The 25,574-nt window shown below is 67.7% G+C and carries 22 protein-coding genes and 1 pseudogene; 8 read left to right on the top strand and 15 right to left on the bottom strand.

The genetic code is table 11. The features are described from left to right. Positions 1-63: 63 nt before the first annotated feature. The 3 genes from ROSELON_RS06660 to ROSELON_RS06650 all read left to right on the top strand — a co-directional run bounded on the left by ROSELON_RS06660 (position 64) and on the right by ROSELON_RS06650 (position 1,792). Entirely contained in the window at positions 64-552 is a 489-nt protein-coding gene (locus tag ROSELON_RS06660; protein ID WP_025311645.1) for a peroxiredoxin, read from the top strand. Between the two features lie 8 nt (positions 553-560). Continuing rightward, positions 561-1,043: a peroxiredoxin gene (locus tag ROSELON_RS06655; RefSeq protein WP_025311644.1), complete on the top strand. Its 483-nt coding sequence runs from the start codon at positions 561-563 to the stop codon at positions 1,041-1,043. A gap of 71 nt (positions 1,044-1,114) precedes the next feature. Then, a complete protein-coding gene (locus ROSELON_RS06650) occupies positions 1,115-1,792 on the top strand; it encodes a DUF6639 family protein (RefSeq protein WP_025311643.1) in 678 nt (225 codons plus the stop codon). A gap of 21 nt (positions 1,793-1,813) precedes the next feature. On the opposite strand, the gene ROSELON_RS06645 is transcribed toward ROSELON_RS06650, so the two are convergent. From ROSELON_RS06645 to ROSELON_RS06615, 7 genes are all read right to left on the bottom strand, one after another. Further along, complete coding sequence (locus tag ROSELON_RS06645) at positions 1,814-2,698, bottom strand: mechanosensitive ion channel family protein (RefSeq protein WP_025311642.1); 885 nt, start codon at positions 2,696-2,698, stop codon at positions 1,814-1,816. 63 nt (positions 2,699-2,761) lie between these two features. Beyond that, a complete protein-coding gene (locus tag ROSELON_RS06640) occupies positions 2,762-3,070 on the bottom strand; it encodes a 4a-hydroxytetrahydrobiopterin dehydratase (protein WP_025311641.1) in 309 nt (102 codons plus the stop codon). Continuing rightward, the gene (locus ROSELON_RS06635; RefSeq protein ID WP_025311640.1) at positions 3,067-4,257 is read right to left on the bottom strand and encodes a GNAT family N-acetyltransferase; all 1,191 of its coding nucleotides are present in this window, start codon (positions 4,255-4,257) and stop codon (positions 3,067-3,069) included. The genes ROSELON_RS06640 and ROSELON_RS06635 overlap by 4 nt, the downstream gene beginning before the upstream one ends. Positions 4,258-4,346: 89 nt before the next feature. After that, positions 4,347-5,111 (bottom strand): glycerophosphodiester phosphodiesterase family protein, encoded by a 765-nt coding sequence (locus tag ROSELON_RS06630; RefSeq protein WP_025311639.1) that lies wholly within the window; start codon positions 5,109-5,111, stop codon positions 4,347-4,349. A gap of 4 nt (positions 5,112-5,115) precedes the next feature. Next, positions 5,116-5,583, bottom strand: a complete 468-nt coding sequence (locus ROSELON_RS06625) for a RidA family protein (protein WP_025311638.1) — start codon at positions 5,581-5,583, stop codon at positions 5,116-5,118. 120 nt (positions 5,584-5,703) lie between these two features. Then, positions 5,704-7,092 (bottom strand): HlyD family type I secretion periplasmic adaptor subunit, encoded by a 1,389-nt coding sequence (locus ROSELON_RS06620; RefSeq protein ID WP_245605428.1) that lies wholly within the window; start codon positions 7,090-7,092, stop codon positions 5,704-5,706. Further along, positions 7,089-8,855: a type I secretion system permease/ATPase gene (locus ROSELON_RS06615; RefSeq protein ID WP_025311636.1), complete on the bottom strand. Its 1,767-nt coding sequence runs from the start codon at positions 8,853-8,855 to the stop codon at positions 7,089-7,091. Before ROSELON_RS06615 ends, ROSELON_RS06620 begins: the two co-directional genes overlap by 4 nt. A gap of 309 nt (positions 8,856-9,164) precedes the next feature. Here ROSELON_RS06615 and ROSELON_RS06610 point away from each other — a divergent pair, with 309 nt between their 5' ends. Then, positions 9,165-9,908 carry an MlaA family lipoprotein gene (locus ROSELON_RS06610; protein WP_084613864.1) on the top strand — a complete coding sequence of 248 codons (744 nt, stop codon included), beginning with the start codon at positions 9,165-9,167 and terminating at the stop codon, positions 9,906-9,908. 52 nt (positions 9,909-9,960) lie between these two features. Further along, entirely contained in the window at positions 9,961-10,587 is a 627-nt protein-coding gene (locus ROSELON_RS06605) for an MlaC/ttg2D family ABC transporter substrate-binding protein (RefSeq protein WP_025311634.1), read from the top strand. A 108-nt stretch (positions 10,588-10,695) separates the two neighbouring features. Here the strand turns inward: ROSELON_RS06605 and ROSELON_RS06600 are convergent. Next, a pseudogene (locus tag ROSELON_RS06600) lies at positions 10,696-12,905 on the bottom strand (transglycosylase domain-containing protein). Positions 12,906-13,193: 288 nt separating this feature from the next. On the opposite strand from ROSELON_RS06600, the gene ROSELON_RS06595 reads away from it, so the two are divergent. The 3 genes from ROSELON_RS06595 (at position 13,194) to ROSELON_RS06585 (ending at position 15,984) form a co-directional block, all read left to right on the top strand. Then, positions 13,194-13,532 carry a P-II family nitrogen regulator gene (locus tag ROSELON_RS06595; protein ID WP_025311633.1) on the top strand — a complete coding sequence of 113 codons (339 nt, stop codon included), beginning with the start codon at positions 13,194-13,196 and terminating at the stop codon, positions 13,530-13,532. Positions 13,533-13,563: 31 nt separating this feature from the next. After that, positions 13,564-14,913 (top strand): ammonium transporter, encoded by a 1,350-nt coding sequence (locus ROSELON_RS06590; RefSeq protein ID WP_025311632.1) that lies wholly within the window; start codon positions 13,564-13,566, stop codon positions 14,911-14,913. Between the two features lie 150 nt (positions 14,914-15,063). Continuing rightward, the gene (locus ROSELON_RS06585; protein WP_025311631.1) at positions 15,064-15,984 is read left to right on the top strand and encodes an MBL fold metallo-hydrolase; all 921 of its coding nucleotides are present in this window, start codon (positions 15,064-15,066) and stop codon (positions 15,982-15,984) included. A gap of 51 nt (positions 15,985-16,035) precedes the next feature. On the opposite strand, the gene ROSELON_RS06580 is transcribed toward ROSELON_RS06585, so the two are convergent. The 7 genes from ROSELON_RS06580 to tsaE form a co-directional block, all read right to left on the bottom strand. Beyond that, positions 16,036-16,416, bottom strand: a complete 381-nt coding sequence (locus ROSELON_RS06580) for a rhodanese-like domain-containing protein (RefSeq protein WP_025311630.1) — start codon at positions 16,414-16,416, stop codon at positions 16,036-16,038. Between the two features lie 186 nt (positions 16,417-16,602). Next, the gene (gene trxA, locus ROSELON_RS06575; RefSeq protein WP_025311629.1) at positions 16,603-16,923 is read right to left on the bottom strand and encodes a thioredoxin; all 321 of its coding nucleotides are present in this window, start codon (positions 16,921-16,923) and stop codon (positions 16,603-16,605) included. Positions 16,924-17,000: 77 nt separating this feature from the next. Then, entirely contained in the window at positions 17,001-20,399 is a 3,399-nt protein-coding gene (gene addA, locus ROSELON_RS06570; RefSeq protein WP_245605427.1) for a double-strand break repair helicase AddA, read from the bottom strand. Next, entirely contained in the window at positions 20,392-23,373 is a 2,982-nt protein-coding gene (gene addB / locus ROSELON_RS06565; protein ID WP_051508374.1) for a double-strand break repair protein AddB, read from the bottom strand. The genes addA and addB overlap by 8 nt, the downstream gene beginning before the upstream one ends. Next, positions 23,363-24,064, bottom strand: coding sequence for a nucleotidyltransferase family protein (locus ROSELON_RS06560; protein ID WP_025311626.1), 702 nt, complete (start codon positions 24,062-24,064; stop codon positions 23,363-23,365). Before ROSELON_RS06560 ends, addB begins: the two co-directional genes overlap by 11 nt. Further along, positions 24,061-25,044, bottom strand: a complete 984-nt coding sequence (locus ROSELON_RS06555; RefSeq protein ID WP_038650256.1) for an aminoglycoside phosphotransferase family protein — start codon at positions 25,042-25,044, stop codon at positions 24,061-24,063. The genes ROSELON_RS06560 and ROSELON_RS06555 overlap by 4 nt, the downstream gene beginning before the upstream one ends. Further along, positions 25,041-25,559 (bottom strand): tRNA (adenosine(37)-N6)-threonylcarbamoyltransferase complex ATPase subunit type 1 TsaE, encoded by a 519-nt coding sequence (gene tsaE, locus ROSELON_RS06550; protein WP_025311624.1) that lies wholly within the window; start codon positions 25,557-25,559, stop codon positions 25,041-25,043. Before tsaE ends, ROSELON_RS06555 begins: the two co-directional genes overlap by 4 nt. Positions 25,560-25,574: the final 15 nt, after the last annotated feature.

Here is a 25,574-nt window from a genome sequence, read left to right as displayed (position 1 = left end):
CGTCCTGCGCGGCGGACCCTATATGCCGCTGGTGCGGATAGACAAGCGAAGGAGACGCGCCAAATGCCCATTTCCGTCGGAGATACCCTGCCCGATGCAACGCTGGTTCAGATGGGCGCGGACGGGCCCGAACAGGTTCAGCTGAGCGACAAGGTGAAGGGGCGCAAGGTGGTGATTTTTGCCGTGCCCGGTGCCTTTACCCCCACCTGCCATTCGGCCCATGTGCCCAGTTTTGTCCGCACCAAGGGCGATTTCGACGCCAAGGGCGTTGACGAGATCATCTGCATCTCGGTCAACGACCCCTTCGTGATGGGCGCCTGGGGCGAGGCCACAGGCGCAACCGCGGCCGGCATCACCATGCTGGGCGATGCCGAAAGCGCCTTTACCACCGCCATCGGTATGGATTTCACCGCGCCGCCCGCCGGGTTGATTGCGCGCTCGGGGCGGTATGCGATGTATGTCGAGGACGGGGTGGTCAAGGTCTTGCACGCCGAGGAAAACCCCGGCGTCTGCGAAACCTCGGGCGGCGAAGCGCTGCTGTCCGCGATCTGAGGCGCGGGATGGTCGCGATCGGCGATACACTGCCCGATGCGCGCTTCGTCCGCATGGGCGAGGCCGGACCGGAAGAGGTCTCGCTGACCGACAAGGCCAAGGGCCGGCGCATCGTGCTTGTCGCGGTGCCCGGTGCCTTCACGCCGACCTGCGATGCCAGGCATCTGCGCAGTTTCGTGCGCACCAAGATCCAGTTCGACGCCAAGGGCATCGACGAAATCCTGTGCATCTCGGTCAACGATGCGCATGTGATGCGGCTATGGGGCGAGACGACGGGCGCGACGGCTGCGGGGATCACCCTGCTGGCGGATGCCGACAGCAGCTTCACCCGCGCCATGGGGATGACCTACACCAAGCCCGAGGTCGGGTTCCACGACCGGTCCAGACGCTACGCGCTTGTGGCCGAGGATGGCGTCATAACGCACCTTCAGGTCGAGCAACCCGGCGAATGCGCGATCTCGACCGGCGAGGCTTTGCTTGCCGTGATCTGACCCGCGCCGGCCCTGCGGGCTGCGGGCCGGTTTTCATTGCCAAGCGATCCGGCGGCCCGCATCTTGATGCAATGACACCCATGCCCAAGCTGATCGCGACGCTTTTCCTTTTGGCGGCCGTCCCCGGATCGGCACAGCCTGTCGCTTGCCCGACCGGAACACTTACGGTGGATGCCGGGTCCGACGCCCTGCGCGGCAGCCTTTGCCAATCGGCAGAAACCCTGCTGGCACGGCTGGCCGACTGTGGCTTGCCCCAGCAGCGCCCGATCAACATCGTCGAGGTGGACACGGTCGCGCACCCCTTTGCCGACTGTCTTGCGGCATATGATTGCGCCTTCGACCGGATCAGGCTTGTTGTCCGCGACGACTATGGCGACCTGGTTGCAGCCGACGATCCATACATGTCTTTCCCGCCCGAGGTGCTGATCCACACGCTCCTGTCGCACGAGTTGACCCACGCGTTGATCGAGCAGAACAGCGCCGATCGTGAGGTTCCCCTGATCGATCACGAGTACATCGCCAACGCACTTGAGCTTGAATTGATGGACCCCGCATGGCGGCAGACGATCCTTGATCACGCGATGCTCGACCGGCCCAGCGACAGCCGGATCGACATCTGGATCTATCGGATGAGCCCGCGCCGCTTTGCCGCCAATGCCTGGCTGCACTTCCGACAGGCGGACAACGGGTGTGCCTTGATCGGTCGGCTGCTGTCGGGTGAGGTCAGCTTTGATGCGGCCAAACCATGAACCTGACACAAAGCCGGTGACCTATTCGGCCGCGCTTGGCGCTGCAACCCGGATTGGCGCGTTGTCATGCACCACGGTGCGCGTCGGGAACGGAATGCCGATGCCGCCGGCGTCGAACGCCTCTTTCATCGCACGCGTCATGTCGGCCTGATAGGCGAAATACTCGCCGGAATCGACCCAGGCGCGGACAAGGAAATCGACCGAACTGTCCCCCAGGCTGTTCACCTGCACGAAAGGTTCGGGGTCGGAATGGGTGCGGCGGTCCGCGATCAGGGTTTCGCGGATGATGCGTTCGGCTTCGGCCAAGTTCGAATCGTAGCTGACCCCGAATGTCCACTCGGCCCGGCGGGTGGGGTAGGCCGAGTAATTCTTGATCTCGTTGCCCCAGACCTCGGAATTGGGGATCAGGATCTGCACATTCCCCAGGGATGCAAGCTCGGTCATGTTCAGAGTGATGGATTTCACCGTGCCCATCTCGCCCGCCACCTCGACGAAATCACCCACCTTTATCGGGCGGAAGATGATGATCATGATCCCCGCCGCGAGGTTCGACAACGTCCCTTGCAGCGCCAGACCGATGGCGACGCCGGCGGCACCGATGGCGGCCACCAGCGACGTGGTGCGCACACCGAACGTGTTGAGAATGAACAGCACCGCAAAGGCCAGGATGACGTAACGTGCGATATTGGCCAGAAAGCCGAACAGCGTTTGGTCAAGCTGCCGGTGCGCCTCGGCCAGACGCGCGATCCGGCGACGCACCCAGCCCGCCACCACGAAGGCCGCGACCAGCAGCACGATGGCCAGCACCACGTCCCCCAACAGGGCTGCCAGAAACTCGACCGTGAACAGATCGCCGATGGTCACGCCATTGGCGATCTCGGTGGACAGGATGCTGTCGAAATCCATGCAAGCTCCTTCCCGTGCCACGCGCAGGTGGTACGGCCTTATCCGTTGTCTGTGCGAGGTGGGTCAGGTGCCGTCGGCGAAACGGTCCATCTTCGAGGCCATGGCCACGTCGAGATTCGACAACCCGCCCACGTCATGGGTGGTCAAGGTGACCTCGACGGTCTTGTAGACGTTGAACCATTCGGGGTGGTGCCCCATGTGCTCGGCCACCAGCGCGACGCGTGTCATCCAGCCGAAGGCGTCGTTGAAATCGTCAAATGTGAACCGCTTGGCGATGGCATCGCGGCCCTCGACCTCGGCCCACCCGTGATTGGCCAGCGCGCTCAGCGCATTGGCGCGGTCATCCCCGGTCAACTTGTGCGGCGTGGTCATTCCTGTTCCTCCACATGGGCTTTCTTGAACGGACCATAGGTGGTCAGCACTTCGATCTCTTCGTCTACCGCCGCGCGCTCGGCCTGCAGGTAGCGCGCGATGGCCTCGGCAAAGCCGGCGTCGCGCACCCAATGCAGCGAATGGGTGGTCACCGGCATGTAACCCCGGGCCAGCTTGTGGGTTCCCTGCGCGCCGGCCTCGACGGTTTTCAGCCCGTGTTCGATGGCGAAATCCATCGCCCTGTAATAGCACAGTTCGAAATGCAGGCAGGGGTGGTCTTCGATGCAGCCCCAGTAGCGGCCATACAGCGACTCGCGCCCGATGAAGTTCAGCGCCCCGGCCACGGGGCGGCCGCCGCGCACGGCCAGCACCAGCAGCATGTCGTCGCGCAGACTGTCCTGCGCGACGTCGAAAAAGCGGCGCGTCAGATACGGCGTGCCCCATTTCCGCGCGCCGGTATCCTGATAGAACCGCCAGAAGCTGTCCCAGTGTTCGGGGCGGATCTGATCCCCGGTCAGGGCGACGATCTCGCCGCCGAACGCCTGCGCCCGCTGGCGTTCCTTGCGGATGTTCTTGCGCTTGCGCGAACTCAGCGACCCGAGGAAATCGTCGAACGTGTCGTACCAGTGGTTTTCCCAGTGAAACTGCTGGCTCCAACGGCGCATTAGGCCCATGCGGTCGCCGTCCTGCGCCTCACCCTCGGTGCAAAAGGTGATGTGCAGCGAGCTCAGGTCATGATCGGCGGCCAGTTGCACCGCGCCTTGCACCAGGGCGGCGCGGCCGGTCTCTTCCCAGCCGGGCCTGGTCAGCAGGCGACGCCCGGTGGCGGGGGTAAAGGGCACGGCCATTTGCAGCTTGGGGTAATAGCGCCCACCGGCGCGCTCATAGGCGTGCGCCCAGTTGTGATCGAAGATGTACTCGCCCTGGCTGTGCCCCTTGGCATAGAGCGGGGCGGTGCCGATGACCTCGCCATTGGCGCGCGCGACGAGGTAGCGCGGCTCCCACCCGCTGCCGGGCCCGACCGAGCGCGAGGTTTCCAGCGCCGCAAGGAAGCGATGGGTGGTGAACGGATCGGCCGGACGCCCCCCGTCGGCGGCTTCGGGGCAGGCACAGGCATCCCATTCGGCCGGGTCGATCCCGGAGAGGGTCGAAAGGACCTCGATCTCGATGGTGGGGCTGCCGTCCACGGGCCGCAACCTCCGGTCTTGTCGCTGCAATACGCTTCAAGATGGGGCCGCGTGCGGGCGCGTCAATTCCCTTGGCGCCTCGCGCGCCGTCAACCGGGGATGGGCGGCACATACCCTTCGAAGGTGATGTTGTCGGCCACGCGCCGCGCCTCGGCTTCGACCTGGGGGCTGGTGACCGTCCAACACAGAACCGGGGTGCCCTGCCCCTTCAACTCGGCGACGCGGGGACTGCCCAGATCGGTCCAGTCGTGGCTGATGAACCCCGCACCAACCTGCCCGAAGGCCCGGATCGAGCGCAAGGCATGGCAGGTCTCGGCGGCGAGATGGGGCCATTTCGACGGAATGAACCCGCAGGTGACGAGGCCGCGGGGAACCGCTGGGGCGATCTCGCGCAGCACGCCGATCATGTAGGGGTTGAAACTCATGACCGCCGCCGGGCCGTCATAAGCCGCCAAATCCTGAGCCACGGCGCGTTCCAGCGCCCCGTCATCGGCGCCAATGCCGCCCGACTGGTCCTTGAGCTCGATCAGCAGCGGCACCTGCCCGCCCACGACCTCGAGCACATGGCGCAGGGTCGGAATGTGATCCTCGGACCCGGCAAGGCGCAGATCGCACAACTCGCGCGCCGGGCGGCCCCGCACGGGGCCCGAGGCATGAGTCATCCGGTCCAGCGTGTCGTCGTGAAAGACCATCGCCTGCCCGTCCGCCGAAAGCTGGACATCAATCTCGATGCCGTATCCCGCCCGCATCGCCCGGCGGATCGCCGCCAGGCTGTTTTCCGGGATACCCTGCGACATGTCGTGCAACGCACGATGTGCGATCGGGGCCTTGAGGAATTCGGGGGCGATGAGCATGGTCTCAACTCCGGATCTGGAAGATCCCCTCGATTTCGACCGCGACGCCAAAGGGCAGCGAGGCCGCGCTGACCGCCGAGCGGGCATGCCGCCCCTTGTCGCCCAGCGCCTCGACGAGGAAATCCGACGCCCCGTTCACCACCGCCGGCTGCTCGCCGAATTCGGGGGTCGAGTTGACGAAACCGGTCAGCTTCACCACGCGTTCCAGCCGGTCGATCTCGCCGCCGCAGGCGGCCTTGAGCTGTGCCAGAAGCGCGATGGCGCAGTGCCGGGCAGCGGCGGCGGCGGTGGCCGTATCCATATCGGCACCCAGCTTGCCCTTGATCATTTGGCCATCGGCCATCGAGATCTGGCCGGACACATAGACCATGTCGCCCGCAACCACGAACGGGACGTAATTGGCCGCGGGGGCCGGGGCATCGGGCAGGGTCACGCCCAGCTCTGCAAGGCGTGTTTCGATCTCACCGCTCATCGGGGTCTCTCCGTTTCTGAACCGGCCCGCGCCGTCGCGGCGCGGCCGGATTAGGTCGTCGCGCCGGAGGCTAGCGGGGACGCCACCAAAGGGAAAGGGCCGAAACGGCGCGCCCGCCGATCAGCTTTCGCGGAAGGCGCGGTTGAAATAGTCGGCAATCGGTTCCAGCAGGTATTCCAGCGGAGTCCGGTCGGCGGTGCGGATGAACGCCTGCACCGGCATGCCGGGAATCAGCCGTTTGTCCCCCAACAGCGCGATCTGGCTTTCATCCATGACGATCTCGGCGCGGTAGAAACTGCCGCCCGTGGCCTCGTCGACGAAGGCATCGGCCGAAACCAGCGTGACCTGCCCGGTCAGATCGGGCACTTCGCGCTGCGGAAAGGCCGGAAAGCGCAGCATCACATCCTGCCCGACAAACACCTGATCGACATCGATGGCGGGCACCTGCACGCCAAGGACCAGCGGCCGGCCGTCGGGCACGATATACCCGATCGGATCGGCGGGCCGTACGACGCCGCGGTCGCCGAACACCGTCAGGCCGAACACGATGCCCGACACCGGCGCCCGCAATTCGCGCTCGGTTAGGTTCCGCTCCAGAGCCGCGACCCGTTCGGCGGCTTCCTGTTCCGAGGCGCGGATCTCGCGCAGTTCCGCGATCGCCTCCTCGCGCCGCGAGATCGAGCGCTGCAAGATGGCCAGCTCGACCTCGACCGTTCGCTCGGCTGCCTCGGCCCGGCTTGCCTCGATCCCGGCCAGCTGCCCGCGCATCCGGGCCGCCTCGCGTTGCAGGTTCAGCACCGGCCCGCTCAATCCGACACCGCGCTCGAGGGCATCGCTCTGCCGCGCCAGATCCTCTTCGACGATGGCCAGCTGCTCCTGCAGCGCGGTTTCCTGGGCGTCGAACCCGTCGATCTGCAGGGCGATCTGACTGAGGCGGCGCGACAGTTGGCGCACCTCGCTCTGCAGCGTGTCGGCGCGGGCCTGAAACAGGTTGCGTTGCCCGTCGAGGAAATCGGCAACCTCCGGGTCCTCGGCCGCCTGCGCCAGCAGATCGGGGGCAAACTGCACGGCCTCATCGCCGTCGCGTTCCGCCTCCAGCCGGGCGCGGCGCGCCCGCAACTCGGCCAGCCTGTCACGCTGCACCGCAAGGTCGCTTTGCACATCCGCGCCATCAAATCGCAGGATCAGCGCGCCTTGCGCGATCCGGTCGCCCTCGTCGACGAACAATTCGGCCACCAGCCCGCCCTCGGGGTGTTGCAGCGGCTGACGGTTGCGATCGACCTCGATCTGTCCCGCGGCAATGACGGCCCCGGCCAGCCGCGATGTCATCGCCCAGCCGAAAAACCCGGCGATCAAAAGCAGCATCGCAAACAGCCCGATCAGCATGGGTCCCCGCACCGACCAGGCCGGTCGCGCGCGCTCTTTCTCGACCGGGTGGGGCATCTTGTCGGGCGACCCGCCGCGTTCGGGGCCGGTCGGCGCGGGGCCGCCGCTGTCGCGCGGGCTCATGTCACACCTCCGGGGCCGGCATCGGGCCGCTTGATGTCCTTGTAGTTGCGCAGCGCCTTTTCCAGCACCTCTCGGGTCGGGCCGAAGGCGGTGGGCACACCATCCTTGAGCACCATCAAGCGGTCGCATTCCTTGATCGCGCTGGGGCGGTGCGCCATGATCAACACGGCCCGACCGTCGGCCTTGAGGTCCTGCACGACGCGGTTCAGCGCCTCGGACCCGTCATTGTCCAGGGCCGAGTTCGGCTCGTCCAACACCAGGATCACCGGGTCGCTGTAAAGCGCCCGCGCCAGGCCGATCCGCTGGATCTGTCCACCCGACAGCCGCGCCGACATGCCGCTGACGCGCGTGTCGTAGCCGTTCGGCAAAGCCAGGATCAGGTCATGGGCCGCGGCGCGTTTCGCCGCCTCGACCACGCGCGCGCCATCGAATTGACCGTCGAGGCGCGCGATGTTCTCGGCGATGGTGCCGTTGAACAGGGTCACCGCCTGCGGCAGATAGCCGATCAGTTGCCCCAGAACATCGGGATCGTACTGGTCGAGGGACGCCCCATCGAGGCGGATTTGTCCGGCCGAGGGCTGCCAGACGCCCGTGACCGTCCGCGCCAGGGTGGATTTCCCCGACCCCGATGGGCCGATCACGCCAACGGCGCTGCCCGGCGTCACGACCAGGTTCACACCCCGCAGGGTCGGGCGCCCGCTGCCCGGCGGCACCACCGACAACTGCGACACCTCGAGTCGCGCGCGCGGGCGCGGCAAGGGCATGCGCGGCAACTCCTCGGGCTCCGCCTCCAGCAGATCGCCCAATCGGCGCCAACCCTGCCATGCCTCGGCGATCGCCTGCCATTGGCCGATGGCCAACTCGATCGGGGCCAGCGCGCGCCCCAGCAGGATCGACCCCGCGATCATGGCCCCGGCCGACAATTCGCCACGCAGGACCAGATAGGCCGCAAGGCCCAGGATCGCCGATTGCAGGAACAGGCGCAGCGTGCGGGTCGTCGTGGTGAACCCGCCCACGCGGTCGGCGGCCAGCATCGCGTCATCCAGCGCCTGCGCCCGCTGTGCGTGCCACCGGTCGAAGGCCGCCCGCGTCATGCCCAGCGAGCGGATCAATTCCGCCTCGCCCTGCATTTCGGCGGCCATCTGTTCGGCCTTCTGGTTGGCCATCGCCGCCTCGGCCAATGGGTCGCGCGAGACCCGCTGGTTGAGCAGCGTGATCGCGATCAGCACGCCGCCGCCGGCAAGCGCCAGCCAGCCCAACCACGGGTGAAACATGAAAATCGCCGCCACGAAAAGCGGCGTCCAGGGCAGGTCGAACACCGCCATGAACACGGGCGAGGCCGTCAGCCGCTGCACCGCAGCCAGATCGCGCAGCGCGGGCTGTGTCGCGCCGCTGCGCCGGGCATGGGCCAGCGACGCCCGGAAGATGCGGTTTTCCATGTCTTCCTGCAGACGTGCCCCGAACCGCGCCCCGACGCGCCCCCGCGCGAAATCCAGAAACCCCATCATCAGGAAAAGAAACGCCACCAGGATCGTCAGCGCCAAAAGCGTTTCTTCCGAGCCCGAGCCCAGAACCCGGTCATAGACCTGCAACATGTAGATCGGTCCGGTCAGCATCAGAACGTTCACGCCCATGCTGAACGCGCCGATCGACCACAACAGCCACCCGTTGCGCCGTCGGAATGCGCGCAACTCGGCGCTGCCCGTGCGCCCCTTGGCCCGTGCTGCCGCCGACCCTGCCGTTTTCGCGTTCTGGCGCGTCACCTGTCCTCCGATTTCTGCAACGCCGATCCGGCCGCAACTGTCTGTCACATGCCCGCTTCTGTCTGGCACGGCAAGGTTGACGCTTTTCTAATGGGCGCCGGTGTGGCCCGCCGACCGCGCGCACCCTTTCGCATGGCGGCGGTTAGGCATAAGCTTGGGACGTGATAGGTTGTCCGGGGATGCTGCCAAGTGCCTTGCAAGTCACATCTGCCGCGCCGTTCAGGGCGTGACGTCGCGTTGCGCCTCTGGTCGCTTGGCGCCCTTGCCGTGTTGACGGCCTGCGGGCCGGCGACCCTGCCACCCGGCGACATGATCGAAGACGCGCACGAGGCGCAGAATCGCTCGGCCCACGCGCTGAACCTGGCGCTGGACCGGGCATTGGTCGGGCCGGCCTCGGACGGGTACGGCGATGCCATCCCGCAACCCGTGCGGCGCGGCGTCAGCAATTTCGCCTCGAACCTGAGCCAGCCGGGCTATGTGCTGAACAACCTGTTGCAGCTGCGGCTGGACGATGCGGCGCGCAACACGTTGCGTTTCGCGATCAACACGACCGTCGGGATCGGGGGGCTGTTCGACCCCGCCGGCGAGATCGGCCTGACCGCCGAAGAGACCGATTTCGGCGAAACCATGCATGTCTATGGCCTGCCCGAGGGCGATTATGTCGTCCTGCCGGTCGTGGGCCCTTCGACCACGCGCGATACGGTCGGCATGGTCGTCGATTTCGCCCTGAACCCGCTGCGCCACGTTGTCGACCCGCCCGAAAGCGCCTACCTGACCCTCGCCCGGATCGGGGCCGGGGTGGATAGCCGGTACGAGTTCGGCAGCACCGTCGAGGATGTTCTCTACGGCTCTCAGGACAGCTATCTGCAGATGCGTTCGCTCTATCTGCAAAACCGCCGCTACGAGTTGCGCGGCGACGATCCGTCCGCCTATCTCGATCCCTATCTCGAGGGCGACACGGCCCAGGCCGGGCCCGCCCCCTCCGCCGATCCGCTGGCCGACCCCTATTACGATCCCTATTCGGACCCGTATTTCGACCCTTACGCCCAATGACCGCCCATCGCCCCAGACCCAGACCCAGACCCAGACCCAAGGATTGCCGAGAATGCCCCGCACTGCCCTGCGCCCAGATCGCCGCCGCGCCCTGACCCGATTGGGGGCGGCAAGCCTTGTCGCGGTCGTGCCGGCCCTCGGCGCGCCTCGTCCGGCCCTGGCCCAGTCGGGGCCGCAGGCCGAGGCCTTGGTAACGCGCGCGGTGGCCGATGTGATGCGCATCATCAATTCCGGCCGCAGCGAAGGGGCCATGCTGCGCGACTTTCGCACCATCTTTCGGAATTACGGGGACGTGCCCGTGATCGCGCGCTCGGTGCTCGGGCCGCCGGCGCGCACCGCCAGCAGCGCCCAGTTGCGCGCCTTTTCCGAAGCCTTCGAGATCTACATCTCGAACAAGTACGGCCGCCGTTTCCGCGAATTCATCGGCTCGCAGATCACCGTCACCGGCTCGCGCCCGGTGCGCAGTTTCATCGAGGTCATCTCGGTCGTGGATCAGCCCGGCTATGCCCCCTACGACCTGCGCTGGTTCGTTTCGGACGGGTCGGGCAGCCCGCGGTTCTTCAACCTGATCATCGAAGGCGTGAACCTGATGATCTCGGAACGGACGGAAATCGGCTCCATGCTCGAGGCCCGCCGCGGCGATATCGATGCGCTGACCCGCGACTTGCGCGCCATGTGACGGGGCGGGCCCCCGAGGCGCCCTTGCGCCGAGCGGCCCGACCGAGCGGCTTCCCCTTGCGGGAAGCCCGAGGAAGGGCCGATTGCCCTGCGGCGCCTGGCCGGGGCCTCAGTTTCGGCCCAACAGCCCGCCAAGCACCTCCATTAGGATCTGTTCGGCAAGGTCGGGGCGGCGGCCCTGCGGCTGCTCCTCGACGATCTGCGGGGCGGGGCGGGCCTCGGCCACGGGGTCGATCATCGGCAACGGGCGTGGCGGCAGATCGCGGTGGATCTCTTCCATCGTCTGCCGCCAGATCTCGGCCGGCAAGCCGCCGCCCGTGACGCCCGACAACGGGGTGTTGTCGTCATATCCCATCCAGACGCCCGCCACGTAATCGGCGGTAAATCCCAGGAACCACGCATCGCGCGCCGCCTGCGTGGTGCCCGTCTTGCCCGCGACCGGCCGGTCGGGCAGCGCCGCGCGGCGGCCCGTGCCGCTGGCGACGACCTCGGACATCATGTAGGTCAGTTGCCGCGCCGCGAATTCCGAGATCACGCGCTCGCGAATGCCGGTGCGTTGTTCGAACATCGGCGTGTCGTCGCCCAGCAGGCGCAATTCCTGCACCGCATAGGGGCGCACGGCGGACCCGCCGTTGAGGATGCCGGCAAAGGCGCCGGTCATTTCGATCAGGGTCGATTCCGAGGCCCCCAGCGCCAGCGCGGGGCCCGCCGCCAGATCGCTTTCGATGCCGAATTCCGAGGCGACGGTGCGCACCAGATCCAGGCCCACCTCATCGGCGATCCGCACCGCCGGCGTGTTCAGCGAGGTCCTCAGCGCGTCGGTCAGCGTCACTTCGCCGTAATACTCGCCCGTGTAATTGGTCGGCGAATACGGCCCCGAACCGGGCACGTTCAGGGTCAGCGGCGCATCCAGGATCATGTCGTCGAACCGCCAGCCCAGGTCCAGCGCCGTGGCATAGACGAAGGGCTTGAAGGCCGATCCCGTCTGCCGCATCGCCTGGCTTGCGCGGTTGAACAGGCCCGCCCCTTGTGTGTCGCGGCCCCCGACCATGGCCCGCACCGCGCCATCGGCGCTCATCACCACGATGGCGGCCTGCGCCTCGGACCCGGCGCGCACCTGGTTTTCGAACACGTTTTGCAGCGCACGCTCGGCGGCGGCCTGCATCTCGGGGTCGAAGGTGGTGCGGATGACCACATCCTCGGTGGTCTCGCGCGTCAGGAAATCCGGCCCCTCGGCCATGATCCAGTCGGCAAAGGACCCGCCGATATTCTGCTCGGCCGCCTGGGACAGACGCGCGGGGTTGGCGCGCGCGGCATCGGCCTCGGCCGCGCTCAGGTAGCCCTGCTCCTCCATCAGGTTGAGAATGACATTGGCGCGTTCCTGCGCCCGTTCCAGATTGCGCGTGGGCGCGTAATAGGACGGCGCGACCAGCAAGCCGGCCAGCATCGCGGCCTGCTGCGGGGTCACCTCGGCGGCCGAAACGCTGAAATAGCGTTGCGCGGCGGCCTCGAACCCCCGGGCCCCGGCGCCCAGATAGGCGCGGTTGAGGTAGATCGACAGGATCTCGTCCTTGGAATAGCGCAACTCCATCGCCAGCGAGAACGGGACCTCCTGGATCTTGCGCCACAGCGAGTTTTCGCGGCAGTCGGATTCATACTCGGCCTCGGTGGCCCAGATCTCGGGGTCATAGGCCACACCCAGACACATCAGCTTGGCCACCTGCTGCGTTATGGTCGACCCGCCGTGCCCTGACAGGGGGCCGCGCCCCTCGCTCAGGTTGATGCGGATGGCGCTGGCGATGCCGCGCGGCGAAATTCCCAGATGCCGGTAAAAGCGCCGATCCTCGGTCGCCACAACGGCGTTGACTAGATGCGGGCTGACGGTTTCGGCGTCAATCATCCCGCCGAACTGTTCGCCGCGCCAGGCAAAGACATTGCCGTCGCGATCCAGCATCGTGACGGATCCGCGCGCCCGGGCGTCGCGACGGCGCCGACCTCCTCGGGCAGTTGCATGTAGTAATAGCCCGTGGCGGCGGCCAGGATCAGCATCACCGCCACGGCCCCGCGCCAGATCAGCCCCCAGATGATGCGAAACACCAACCGGACGCCATAGGCGATCCAGCCGAACAGGCCGCGGGGCCGTGGCGCCGCGGCGCGACGACGGCGCGCCTTGCGGCTGCCGGCGGTACCGCCACCGCCCGACCCGGCCTTGCGGCGCGGGGCCTGCGCGCGCTTGGCCTGCGGCTGCGACCGGCGGTCGGCCACGAGTTTGCGCGGTCCGCGCGTGGATGGCCTGCGGCCTTGTCCCGAAGTGCTCATGTGAAAACTGCCTTTCGGCGGCTGCCTGCATTTTGCCCGAATGTAGTCAAAATCGAGTCGCATGTGGAGAGGCGACGCCGCGGCGCCGCATAATTGTGCTGCTCAAAACTTAGGCACTGCGCGCGATTTGCGCAAAAAATTTGCATAATCACCTCTGGGTTGTGCAAAATCTGCACCCCTTCGTTGCTCTACGCGTTGTCGCAGCCTGTCTTGAGGTCCGTGACGTCCCCACGCCGTGCCCTGCGGCCTTCGGGGGCGGGGACACCAGCAACCGGAAGGGTGACAGCAGTGAAACTCATCATCGCAGCGATCAAGCCGTTCAAGCTCGAGGAGGTGCGCGAAGCGCTCACCTCCATCGGTGTGCGCGGCATGATGGTGACCGAGATCAAGGGCTTCGGCTCTCAGTCGGGTCACACCGAAATCTACCGCGGCGCCGAATATGCCGTGAACTTCGTGCCGAAAGTGAAACTCGAGATCGTGGTGGCGGCCTCGATGGCCGACCAGGTGGTCGAGACCATCCAGACAACCGCCAAGACCGACAAGATCGGTGACGGCAAGATCTTCGTTCTCGATGTGGAAAGCGCCGTGCGCGTCCGCACCGGCGAGACCAATGACGACGCTCTCTGAGCGCCCCTTTTCACGAAAAGGACATGACTCGATGAATACCAAGTATTTCCTGCCTCTTGCCGCCGTCGCCACGGCTGCAATGCTGCCCACCATGGGCTTTGCCCAAGAGGCCGAGGCCGCCCCTGCCATCAGCGATGAGGTGGTCTGGATCTTCAACACCCTGCTGTTCCTGATCGGCGGGTTCCTCGTCTTCTTCATGGCCGCGGGTTTCGCCATGCTCGAAGGCGGGCTGGTGCGCTCGAAGAACGTCACCATGCAGATGACCAAGAATGTCGGCCTCTTCTCGCTGGCGGCCATCATGTATTGGCTGATCGGCTACAACCTGATGTACCCGCTGGGGGATTGGGCGATCGAAGGCTACTTCTCGGGTCTGTTCCCGTCCTGGGGCGTGCTCGAGCCGGTCTACCTCAACGACATGGGTCTCGAAGGCGCCGATGACGCCGCCTACGCCTCGACCGGGTCGGACTTCATCTTCCAGCTGATGTTCTGTGCCGCAACGGCCTCGATCGTCTCCGGTGCGCTGGCCGAACGGATCAAGCTGTGGCCCTTCCTGATCTTCACCATGATCCTGACCGGCTTCATCTACCCGCTCACGGCCTCGTGGCAGTGGGGCGGCGGCTGGCTGTCCGAAGCCGGTTTCTCGGACTTCGCCGGGTCGACCGTCGTGCACGCCTGCGGTGCCGCCGCCGCTCTGGCCGGTGCCATCGTGCTGGGCCCGCGTCTGGGCAAGTACGGCAAGGATGGCAAGATCCACCCGATGCCGGGCTCGAACCTGGCGCTGGCAACGCTTGGCATGTTCATCCTTTGGCTCGGCTGGTTCGGCTTCAACGGCGGCTCGCAGCTGGCGATGGGCTCGGTCGGTGACGTGGCCGACGTGTCGCGCATCTTCTCCAACACCAACATGGCCGCGGCCTCGGGTGCTGTCGCCGCACTGGTCCTGACGCAGCTGGTCTATGGCAAGGCCGACCTGACGATGGTGCTGAACGGCGCGCTGGCCGGCCTGGTCTCGATCACAGCCGAGCCGCTGGCCCCCACGCTCTTCGGCGCGCTGTGGATCGGGGCGATCGGTGGTGTCATCGTGGTCTTCACCGTCCCTTTCCTCGACAAGCTCAAGATCGACGATGTCGTCGGCGCCATCCCCGTGCACGGCTTTGCCGGGATCTGGGGCACCATCGCCGTCATCTTCTACGGCGACGCGGCGATCGGCACGCAGCTTCTGGGGATCGTCGCGATCTGCGGCACCACCTTCGTGCTGTCGCTGATCTTCTGGTTCATCCTCAAGGCCACCATGGGCATCCGTGTCTCGGAAGAGGCCGAGATGGCGGGCCTCGACGTGGCCGAGCTGGGCATGGAAGCCTACCCCGAGTTCGCCAAAGGCTGATCTCGCGCAGACATCAATCGGAAAGGGCGTCCCGCCGGGGCGCCCTTTTCGCATTGCGGCACAGGGTCGGCAGCCGCGACACGATCCTGGCGGGTGACAGGCACGCGCGACATCCCTAGCCTGCCCAAGGGGAAGGAGGAGGCCCCGTGCATGCCGAACCATCTGATCCGTGCAGCCTTTGCCCTGGCGCTCTCCGCCGCCCCGCTCTCGGCCCAGGGTCTCGAGGCCGAACAGATCGCCCCCGGCATCTGGGTCCTCGAAGGCCCGGCCGAACAGCGGAGCGCCGATAACCTTGGCAACAACGCCACCTTCGGCCTGATCGACACCGCCGACGGCGCGATCCTGATCGATCCGGGTGGAACATGGGCGGGGGCCGAGGCGCTGGACGCGGTCATCGGTCGCCTGACCGACCACCCCATCACGACGGTCATCAACACCGGCGGGCAAGACCACCGTTGGATGGGGAACGGCTATTGGCAGGCCCAGGGCGCCGAGGTCATCGCGTCCGAGGTCGCCGTGGCCGATCAACAGGCCCGCGCCTCGCTGCAACTGAGCATGCTGCGGGAACTGGTGGGCGAGGCGGGGCTGGCCCGAACGAACCCCGCCCCGGCCGATGTGACCTTTTCCGGGCACTATGCCTTCACCCAAGGTGGGGTGTCGGTCGAACTTTTTCACCAGGCCCCGGCCCACACGCCCGGCGACAGTTTCGTCTGGCTGCCCGAGGCCGGCATCGTCTTTGCCGGCGATATCGTCTTTGTGGGGCGCCTGCTGGGGATCCTCGAGGTGTCCGACAGCGCCGGCTGGATCGAAAGCTTCGACGCCATGGCAGCGCTTGAGCCGCGCATCGTCGTGCCCGGCCACGGGCCCGCGACATCGCTTGCGACCGCCCGCGCCGACACCCGCGACTACCTCGTCGCGATGCGGGCGGCGATGCGCGCCCATATCGACGCGGGCGGCGACATTCTGGGCGCGGTCGCCGTGGATCAATCCGCCTTTGAGCATCTCGACCAGTTCGAGGCCCTGGCCGGTCGCAACGCACAAACCCTGTTCCAGCAGATGGAATGGGAATGACGCGCGCGGTGCGCGCGCAGAATTTTCCGGAAAATTCTGCGGCCCGGAGGCTCAGACCTGTTTGCGCATCTTCTTGGGGGCGCCATCGGCGGGGTTGGTGCCCATGTAGTCCAGGCCACTTTCCTTCCAGCCGGTGAACCCGCTGCCCATATGGGCGACCTTGTCCACGCCCGAGGCCAGGATGCGTTCGGCGACCATCCTGGATCGGATCCCCGACCCGCAATGCAGCACCAGGGGGCGTTCGTCATGGGGCACGAAACTGGGCTCGAAATCCTGCATCGGCAGCAGCAGGGCGCCATAGATATGTTCGTGCACGTATTCGTTGGGCGTGCGCACATCCAGCAAAACGATCTCGCCGTGTTTCAAGGCGCGCTCGACCTCTTCGGGGGTCCATGTCTCCAGCGTTCCGCCGGCCAAGTCCTCGGTGTCCATTGCGTGTCCTTTCTCGTGCATGCTGTTGGGGACGCGGGATCAACTCGGGCAACGTCCCATCCGCCGGCAGGGTTTCACATTCCGGCGGAAAAACAATCCGTCTTCCCTGCAATCCGGCTATGTCACAACAAAAAAGGGCGCCCCGTGGGGACGCCCTTTTTCAACGTGATCCGTCGGACTGCCAGATTACACGGCCTCGTCGATCCACTTCTGCAGCGCGGCCTTGGGGGCGGCGCCGATCTTGTTCGAGACGACCTCGCCGTCCTTGAACATGAACAGGGCCGGAATGCCGCGCACGCCCATCTGCATCGGCGATTGCGGGTTCTCGTCCACATTCACCTTCACGATCTTGACCTTGCCGTCATATTCGTCCGACAGCTCTTCCAGCGCGGGGCCGATCTGCTTGCAGGGGCCGCACCACTCGGCCCAGAAATCGACGACCACGGGGATGTCGGACTGGCGCACTTCGGCATCGAAAGTGGCGTCGGTAACGGGAACGGTTGCCATTGACTTGGCCCTCCTGAGCGGGATCCTTGGGGGTGTCTGTTAACGCGGACGCAAGGTATGGACGGTCCTTGGCAAGGTCAAGCGCGCGCGGCACGGGCCAGGGCCGCACTCACCAGATCGTGCGGCAGCGGCATCAACGCGCGCGTCCGCGACCACAGGATCGCAACCTCGACGCGCCGGTCCGGATAGATCGCGCGCAGCATCTCGTCATACGCCCCCATTTGCCGCAAAAGGCCCTCGGGCGTGTCCTCGGGGCGGTCGGGGACCACGCGGTTGGTCTTGTAATCCACGGCCAGCACATGATCCGGCGTCACGATCAGCCGATCGATCACGCCCATCATCGGCGCCTGCAACACGGTGCTGCGGCCGACCAGTTCCACCTCGGCCAGGGCCTCGGGCGCAAAGACATGCGCCAAGGCCGGATCGGTCAGCACACCCGTGGCCTCGGCCAACAGCGGGGCGAGCGCGGCCGCGTCGACATCCGGCGCCTCGAGCGCGGCGATGCCCGGCGCGGCGGCGGCCCAGGACGGTTGCGGCAGACGCGGCAGATGTTCCAGCAAATGATGCACCAGACGCCCCCGGCGCAACGCATCGGCCGCGCCCGCCCCACCCTCGGCCGGAAGGGCCTTGTCCCCGCCGAGATCCGAGGGGGTGATCACCCGCTCGGCGCGCTGCACCACCGGGGCCGGCGCCGCAACCCAAGCCGGCAGTGACGGCCGCGTCGCCCGCTCGGCCCCCGCCCTGCCCCGCAGCGGAAAATCGCCCCGTTGCAGGCGCACCCCCTCGCCCTCGGCCCCCGGCACGGTCAGGGGGGTGGTGCCCATCCCCTCCATCGCGGCTTTGACGATGTTGTACCACGACCCGTCCGCGGCCGTCCCGACGGGCCCCGCCGCCGCCACGATCAGCCAGCTTTCGGCCCGTGTCAGCGCGACATAAAGCAGGCGGTTGGCCTCTTCGCGGTCACGCTCGGACTTGGCGATCTGGCCTGCGCGCACCGGGTCGGTCATGTCGCCGCGCACGCCCGCCCAGACCAGCGGGCCGCCGCCCTCGGGGGTGACCAGATGCACACCGGGCGGGCGCCCGCGCATCTGCGCGCAATCGGGCAGGATGACCACCGGTGCCTCCAGCCCCTTGGCCCCGTGCACCGTCATCACGCGGATCTGGCCCTTGGCCTGCGCGAGGTCACGCTTGACCATCACCTCACCCGACTCCAGCCAGCCGACGAACCCGGTCAGGCTGGGCACCTCCATCCGTTCGTAATTCAGTGCCTGCGACAGGATGGCGTCGATCGCATCCTCGGCCTCGGACCCCAGCCGCGCGATCAGACGCCGCCGCCCGTCATGGCGCACCAGCGCACGTTCCAGCAGGTCATAGGGCCGCAGGAAATCCGCCTGGTTGCGCAAATCGCGCAGCATCGCGACGGTCTCGGGCCAATCGGCCTCCCGCGCACGCAGCGCGCCCCAAAGGTAGCCCTTGCGCCCATGCGCCAGCCGGAAAAGCGCATCTTCGTCCCACCCGGCCAGGGGCGAGCGCAGCACGGCGGCCAGCGACAGGTCATCCTCGGGGGTGGCCAGAAACCGCATCAGCGCGATCAGGTCCTTGACCGCAATGGGCGCGGTCAGTTGCGCCCGATCCACCCCGGCGATGGGCAAATCGCGTTTCTTGATTTCCGAGATGATCTTGCGAAACAGGGCGGAGCGGCGCTGCACGAGGATCAGGATATCGCCCGCCTGAACCGGGCGGCGCGTGCCGTCGACCTCGATCTCGGGTCCCTCGGCCAGCATCGCGTCGATCCGGTCGGCCAGCAGGCGGGCCAGACGCGCGCTGTGGTGGTCTTCGGCCACGATGTCGCGCGGATCGTCCCAATCGGGGTCTTCGGGGTCGTCGGCCTTGGGGATCACCGGCCACAGATCGACCCGTCCCGGTTTGTCGGCCTTGAACGCCCTGTGCAGAATGCCCTCGCCCACCCCCGGCGCGGCCCCGCCTGCGCAGACCGCGTCGACCAGATCGAGGATCGGCGCGGCCGAGCGGAAGGACCAGACCAGTTCGCGGTCGGCCAGCGTCTGACCGATGCCGCGCAACCGGTCCGAAAACAGATCGCGCATCCGGTCGAAGCCTGCCGGGTCCGCCCCCTGAAAGGAATAGATCGACTGTTTCTTGTCGCCCACAACGAAAATGGTGCGCGTCACGTCGGCTCGCGCGCCTTCGCCTGCCGCGAAATCCTCGGCCAGGCGGGCGACGATATCCCATTGCTCGGGGCTGGTATCCTGCGCTTCGTCTACAAGAATGTGATCGATCCCGCCGTCCAGACGGAACAGCACCCATTGCGCCACCCCCGGCGCATTCAACAGCGCGCGCGTCTTGCCGATCAGGTCGTCGAAATCCAGCCAGCCGCGCGCCTGCTTGGCCCGCCCGTAGGCCGGCAGGAATGCGGCGGCGAACAGGTGCAGCGCATGGATGCGCCGCGCCGTGATCAGGCCCACGCGCAAGGGGCGCGTTGCCTCCATCCGCTCGGTCAGCGCGACCCACCCGGCCAGCGCGTCCGGGTCCATCTGTTTGCGCATGGCGGCATTGCCGATCTTGTCGCCCTTGGCGTTAAAGGGCGTTTTCGTCTTTTCCCCCGACAGGCAGAGGTCTTCGAGCGCGGCAAGCGTGGACAGGGTCATCTCTTCCCACGGCATGTCGCGCAATTCACGGTGCAAGCGGCCGGTATTGCGCGCCTCGGGGTCCAGATGCGGCCAGATCGAGTCGCAAATGTCCCGTTCTTCGCCGGTCAGGGCATGGGCGATCACACCCTCGTCCGTCAGGCCCGCATCGATGCCCACCCAGGCGCAGATGTCTTCCCAACCCATCGGGTCCGACAGCGCCTCGGCCTTGCTGGCCGCGGCACGCGCCAGGGCGACGATCCCGGCCTCGTCCGACAGGTAGGGCACCACCGCGTCGATGGCGTGCTGTGCCGCCGGGTCATCGGCCATCTGGTCCAGGATCTCGGCGATCAGACGGGCCTGCACGCGTTCGTCGATCTCGGTAAACCCGGGCGAGACCTGCGCCTCGAGCGGGAAGCGCCGCAGCACCGAGGAACAGAAGGAATGGATCGTCTGGATCTTGAGACCGCCCGGCGCCTCGATCGCGCGGGCAAAGAGCGTGCGTGCCTCGGACAGCAGGTCGGGCGTCAGCCGATCCGCGCCCACGCCCACCTGCATCAGCACGTCGCGCAAGGCGTCATCCTGCGCCATCGCCCAGGCACCAAGACGTTTGAACAGGCGGTTCTGCATCTCCATCGCGGCGGCCTTGGTGTATGTCAGGCACAGGATGCGCTCGGGCTCGACCCCATCCAGCAAGAGCCGCGCCACACGGTCTGTCAGCACCCGCGTCTTGCCCGAACCCGCATTGGCCGACAGCCAGGTCGAGGCATCAGGCCGTGCCGCAATCACCTGTGCCTCGGTCGCGGCGGTCATCTGCCCCGTCTCAGTCATCGGTCCGCCCCACCGGCAGCACCTGCGCCGCCTCGGTTTCATCCCATTCGCCATAGCGCGCCAGATGGTCGAAATCGCGCGTATAGCGCGCCTCGAACACCGCGCGCCGCGCGCTATAGCCCGTGCGCGGGTCGTTGAAATGCCCCAACAGGCGCTGCAGGCCGGCCCGAATCTCGGCCAGATCCTGCGGCGTCGGATCATGGGCCACCGTCGCCGGGGTCGCGCCCAGCCCCAGATAGGCGATATGCGCCGCCAGATCGGGGCCGTCCTGCCCGTCAAAGGCGCCATCCTCGGCCATCAGCGCCTCGATCCACAATTGCTTGGTAAAGGCGCGCTCCTGATCCTCGCTGGGCACCTGTCCGGTCTTGTAGTCGTAGATGGCCACGCCCCCGTCGCTCAGGCGGTCCAACCGGTCGGCGGTGCCGGTCAGGGTCACCGCCATCCCCGGCACGCCCCAACTGGCAGGGCTTTCCAGCAACCATGGCGCGCCACAGCTGCGCCGCTCGGCCTCGGTCTTGAGGAAATGCGGCGCGACACGGTCCAGCCTTGCGCGCCAGACCCGGCGCGCGGCCGGCCATGGGGCACGCGCGGCCAGAACATCGTCGGCGATCTCCATCAAGCGGGCCGCCGCATGCGCGGGCAGGCCGGCGCGCGTTTCCTCGACAAAGACCCGCAGGATATCGTGCAGCACGGTGCCCCGCTCGCCCGCGTCGGGGTCCTGGCGCAACGGCTCCAACGGCTTCAGGCGCAAGACTTTGCGCGCGTAGATCTCGTAGGGGTCGCGGATCAGCGTCTCGACCTGCGTGACCGACAATTGCCGGGGCCGAGCCGCAAGCGGCGGGGCCGGGGCCGGACGCGAGGCCGGGCGCGCCGCGGCGAGTTGCGCCTCGGTCGGGCTGGCCAGCGCCTCGGCCATCGCGATCCAGGCATCGCCACGGTGGCGCATCCCGTCCAGAACCGCCTTGGAGGTCTCGCTCGCCCCGTCCAGCAGGTTCGTCAGACGGTTCAGCCAGCGCGCCGGCACCGTGTCGGTTTCGGCATCGCGTCTGGCCCGCGACAGCCAGACCTCGGGCGCGGCGATGGCCTGCTGGAAATCATGCGCCGACAGGCCGATCACCCGGTCCGGCAGGCGCAGGCCCGCCGCCGCCCGCAAGGGGCGGTTCATCCACGGGTCGGCCTCGGGCGCGGCGGGCCAGGTGCCCTCGTTCAACCCCGCCAGTATCACCAGATCGGCGCCCTGAACGCGGGCTTCCTGCGTGCCCCAGATCAGGACCTGGGCATGCGGGCGCAGCCCGTCGCGCACCTGCCGGTCGGCGATCAGCCCGCCGAACATGTCGGCGTAGTCGCGCGCACTCATCGCGCCGCCCGCGCCCCCCTCGGCCCGCAATTCGGCCAGAAGCCGCGCCAGATCTTCGCCCGCCGCCTCGCGGTACAGCTCGCCCGTATCGGCCCCCGCCTGCCCCGTCGCCAACGCCTCGGCCAGCACCACATGGCGGGCGACATGATCGGCAAAGGGCAGATCGCCATTGGCCTGCGGCGGCAACAGGACGCGACCCACCCAATCCGCCCACTCTTGCGCGGCCGGATCCTCCTGGCGCGCGGCCCAGGCGTTCAACGTCGCAGGGTCGGGAAACCCCGTCTTGCCGCGCAACCCGCGCAACTCGAATTCGCGCAGCAGGCGCAGATGCGGGCCGCGATCCGTTCCCGAATGGCACATCGGGTTCGACAGGATGGCCACGAAGACCTCGGCCGTGACCGGCCCGCAAAAGACCTCGGCCACCAAGCGCAGAAAACGCCCCGCCACGGTCTGATCCAAGGGCGTGCCCGCGCTGTCATCGGGCGTGATGCGCCAGCGATCCAGCGCGGCGGCCACCTGCCGCGTCAGGATCCGGTCGGGCGACACCAGCGCGCCGCGCCGCCCCTTATCCACCGCCTGTCGCAGGCGCAGCGCGATGGCCCCGGCCTCGATCTGCGGGCTGGGCGCCTCGAGCAGGGTCACGCCCTCGAACGCGCCGCCAAGATCGGGCAGGTGCGGCCCCTCCTTGCGCCATTGATCGGTCACCGGGGCCGGGCGCAGGGCCAGTGATACGGCGGCGTTGCGCGCGCGGTTGACCGGGGTCATGGCCGGCGCCCAATCGGGCAGGGTCGCAGGATCCAGCCCCAGCATCTCGGCAATCCGCGCCAGCCGGAATTGCGGATGATCCTCGCCCGCAAGGCCCTGCCCCTGACGGTCCTGCAACAGGCGCGCCCAGATCGCGGCCGGCATCTCGCGGTCGAGGCCGGGCAGGATCACCGCCCCCTGCGGCAGGCGCGCAACCGCCGCCATCAGCCGTGCGGTCGCCCCCCGCGACCCGGTCGATCCGGCCACGATCACCGGGTGGCCGGGCGGGGCGACCTCCCACTGGCGGATCAGGTGGTCGGTGACACGCGCCGCGCGCGCCTCGGGCGTCAGCGACGCCTCTTCGGCGAAATACGCGGTGATCGCGGTGACAAAGGTCTGCGCCCGCGCCCAGTGGTCCGAATGGCTGCCCACGTCCAGATCATGGATCATCTCGGGCGTCACGCGTTCCTCGAACATCTCGGCCATCAGGTCGGCCAGACTGTCCGACAGGTCATAAAGCGCGGTGCGCGGGGCCAGATCGGGCGCGGCATCGATCAGCCGCCCGATCTGCTCGGCCAGCATCAAGCGCAACCGCAGGGGCGAGATCGCCGGGGGCAGGCCCGCCAGATCGGCCAGATCGCCCAGCGCCGTGACCGGCCGGATGCGGGGCAAGAACCCCGGCCCGCGTTCGGCATAGAGCGTCTGGATCCGGCGCTGCAGACGGGCGTTCGCCACATGGATCTCGACCCGCGCGATCGCCTCGGGCGGCTGTGTGGCCAGGCGCGCATCCAGTCCCACGATCAGGGCGGCGCAGAAATCGACGCCGATCGGGGTGGCGAACAGCCGCGGCGCGGCCTCGTGGTCAAACAGCATGGTCACCGTCCAGCATCCGTTCCGCCGCCGCGATCCCGTCGGGATGGCCCACATCGGCCCAATGCCCGGCATGGACCACCCCGAACAGGCGGCCTTCGTCCATCATCTCCTGCCAGATGTCGCGCAGCGAGAACACGCGCTCCCTCCGCGCAGCCACCGGTGCGGGGTCGAGGATTTGCGCCCCGGTATAGACAAACCCGTCCGGTCCCTTGTCCCAGTGCAGCCGCCCCTCAGCCCCCAATCCGAAATCGCCGCCGCCCGTGCGCCCCACCGCCCGTGCGCGCGGTACCAGCAGCAAAAGCGCCCCCATGCGCCCCCCGTCCCAAGCGGCCTCGAGCGTCGGCAACGCGTCGGGGCCGGACCAGACCGCATCGGCGTTCAGCGTGAAAAGCGGGGCCTGCCCCAGCACGGACAGCGCATTCTTCACACCGCCCCCCGAATCCAGGATATCCGGCGTTTCCTGCAGGAAATGCAGGTCATCGCCGCGGCGGGTGACGGCGTCGCGCATCTGCGCGGCCCGGTAATGGCCATTGACCGCGATCGGGGCCGCCGCCCCGGCGCGGGCCGCCGCCAGCGCATGATCGATCAGGGCCTGCCCCCCGACCTCGATCAGGGGTTTGGGCCGGTCCTGCGTCAGGCTGCCCATGCGCGTGCCGAACCCGGCGGCCAGGATCATGCAGGCGCGCGTCATGGCAGGCTCCAATGCGCCGTGCGCTGCAACAGCTCCTCGACCGGCGCGCGTAGCGGCGCAAGTTCGGGCGAGGCTAGCGCGCGACGGATCAGGCTGCGCGTGCGCGGCAGAAACCGGGCATACCCGGCCTTGCCATGCAGCGTCGCAAGGCGCCGAAAAACCCCAAGGATGCGGATGTTGCGCTGCAACGACAGGGTGTCGATGCGCGCCTGGGCCTCTTGGCGGGGCATCGCGGTCTGGGCCGAAAAATCTTCTACAAGATTTTTTCGCCAACCCGCGGGGATGTCACGCCGCACATCATCGAGCAGCGAGGCCAGATCATACCCCAACGGCAGACGCAGCGCGTCCTGATAATCCAGCAGGCCGATCCGGGCCGCGCCCGCGCGGTCGGGCAGCCAGATCAGGTTGTCGCCATGAACATCGCGCAGCGCAAGGCCCGGCGCGCCCCCGGAATGTTGCCGCAGCGCCTGGGTCAGGGCCGCGCGCAGCCGGGCGCGCAAGGCGCCGACATCACCGCCCTCAGCCTTCAGCAGGGCACAAGGCAGATCGGCCATCTCGGCCATTTCCCCGGCATCGGGCGCACGCAAGCCCGCCGGCGGTGCCTCGGCCGCCAGCCGCGCCAACACCCGCGCCGTTGTGCCATAGGCGTCCGCGGCGACAGCCGGGCTCTCTTGCAGCAGGCGCGACAGGGTCATGTCGCCCAGATCTTCCATAAGGATCAGGCCCGCGTCGGGCTCGGCGGCGAATTCCTCGGGGGCGGACAGGCCCAGGTGACGCAGATGCCCCCCGATGCGCCGAAATGCATCGAGGCTGGCGCGCTCGGCGGGCGTCGCACAGGGCGCGACCATCAGGATCGCGCGCGCCCCGTCGGCGGCTGTCAGCCGCAAATAGAACCGCTGTGAGGCATCGCCGGCCAGACGCACCGCCTGCGCGCCGCCCCAGCCTGACCGCTCCAGAAACGCCTCTTGCCGGTCGCTCATGGCGCGGCCCCGATACAGGCCGCAAGGCGCGCGGCCAGATCCCCCGCACCCGACAGATCCAGCATACGCGCGTCCTCTCCGCTCACCGTCAGCCGAGCCAGCGCCGCCCCGGTGGGCCAGTCCGGGGCCATGCGTTCGGGCCATTCGATCAGGCAGATCGCGCCCTCCATCGCCTCGTCGAGGCCCAGTTCGAAGATCTCGTCGGGATGCGACAGGCGATAAAGATCGGCGTGCCAGATCTCGGCCCTCGGGGCCTCATAGGTCTGCACGAGGGTGAAACTCGGCGAGGGGATGTCCTCTTGCGCCCCGTCAGGCCCCAGTGCCGCCCGGATCAGCGCCCGCGCCAGATGCGTCTTTCCGCTGCCCAACTCGCCCGACAAGAGCAGCGCGTCGCCCTTGCGCAACACGCCCGCCCAGCGCCGCGCCAAGGCGTCGGTTGCCTCGGGCGCGGGCAAGGCGACACGGGCCAGCACGGGCCAGTCGGGCAGATCGTCGGATCGGGGGGCGGTCGTCATCGGCGGCAGTGTAGC

The organism is Roseibacterium elongatum DSM 19469 (assembly GCF_000590925.1).
Taxonomy (GTDB): domain Bacteria; phylum Pseudomonadota; class Alphaproteobacteria; order Rhodobacterales; family Rhodobacteraceae; genus Roseibacterium; species Roseibacterium elongatum.
This window is presented reverse-complemented; position numbering and strand designations above follow the sequence as displayed.

Excerpts from the sequence above, each read along its gene's own strand:
- ROSELON_RS06590 (WP_025311632.1), top strand. The coding sequence starts at position 13,564 with ATGAATACCAAGTATTTCCTGCCTCTTGCCGCCGTCGCCACGGCTGCA.
- ROSELON_RS06650 (WP_025311643.1), top strand. The coding sequence starts at position 1,115 with ATGACACCCATGCCCAAGCTGATCGCGACGCTTTTCCTTTTGGCGGCC.
- ROSELON_RS06640 (WP_025311641.1), bottom strand. The coding sequence starts at position 3,070 with ATGACCACGCCGCACAAGTTGACCGGGGATGACCGCGCCAATGCGCTG.
- ROSELON_RS06660 (WP_025311645.1), top strand. The coding sequence starts at position 64 with ATGCCCATTTCCGTCGGAGATACCCTGCCCGATGCAACGCTGGTTCAG.
- ROSELON_RS06605 (WP_025311634.1), top strand. The coding sequence starts at position 9,961 with ATGCCCCGCACTGCCCTGCGCCCAGATCGCCGCCGCGCCCTGACCCGA.
- ROSELON_RS06655 (WP_025311644.1), top strand. The coding sequence starts at position 561 with ATGGTCGCGATCGGCGATACACTGCCCGATGCGCGCTTCGTCCGCATG.
- addA (WP_245605427.1), bottom strand. The coding sequence starts at position 20,399 with ATGACTGAGACGGGGCAGATGACCGCCGCGACCGAGGCACAGGTGATT.
- addB (WP_051508374.1), bottom strand. The coding sequence starts at position 23,373 with ATGCTGTTTGACCACGAGGCCGCGCCGCGGCTGTTCGCCACCCCGATC.
- ROSELON_RS06580 (WP_025311630.1), bottom strand. The coding sequence starts at position 16,416 with ATGGACACCGAGGACTTGGCCGGCGGAACGCTGGAGACATGGACCCCC.
- ROSELON_RS06645 (WP_025311642.1), bottom strand. The coding sequence starts at position 2,698 with ATGGATTTCGACAGCATCCTGTCCACCGAGATCGCCAATGGCGTGACC.
- trxA (WP_025311629.1), bottom strand. The coding sequence starts at position 16,923 with ATGGCAACCGTTCCCGTTACCGACGCCACTTTCGATGCCGAAGTGCGC.
- ROSELON_RS06630 (WP_025311639.1), bottom strand. The coding sequence starts at position 5,111 with ATGCTCATCGCCCCCGAATTCCTCAAGGCCCCGATCGCACATCGTGCG.
- ROSELON_RS06620 (WP_245605428.1), bottom strand. The coding sequence starts at position 7,092 with ATGAGCCCGCGCGACAGCGGCGGCCCCGCGCCGACCGGCCCCGAACGC.
- ROSELON_RS06610 (WP_084613864.1), top strand. The coding sequence starts at position 9,165 with ATGATCGAAGACGCGCACGAGGCGCAGAATCGCTCGGCCCACGCGCTG.
- ROSELON_RS06625 (WP_025311638.1), bottom strand. The coding sequence starts at position 5,583 with ATGAGCGGTGAGATCGAAACACGCCTTGCAGAGCTGGGCGTGACCCTG.
- ROSELON_RS06555 (WP_038650256.1), bottom strand. The coding sequence starts at position 25,044 with ATGAGCGACCGGCAAGAGGCGTTTCTGGAGCGGTCAGGCTGGGGCGGC.
- tsaE (WP_025311624.1), bottom strand. The coding sequence starts at position 25,559 with ATGACGACCGCCCCCCGATCCGACGATCTGCCCGACTGGCCCGTGCTG.
- ROSELON_RS06560 (WP_025311626.1), bottom strand. The coding sequence starts at position 24,064 with ATGACGCGCGCCTGCATGATCCTGGCCGCCGGGTTCGGCACGCGCATG.
- ROSELON_RS06585 (WP_025311631.1), top strand. The coding sequence starts at position 15,064 with ATGCCGAACCATCTGATCCGTGCAGCCTTTGCCCTGGCGCTCTCCGCC.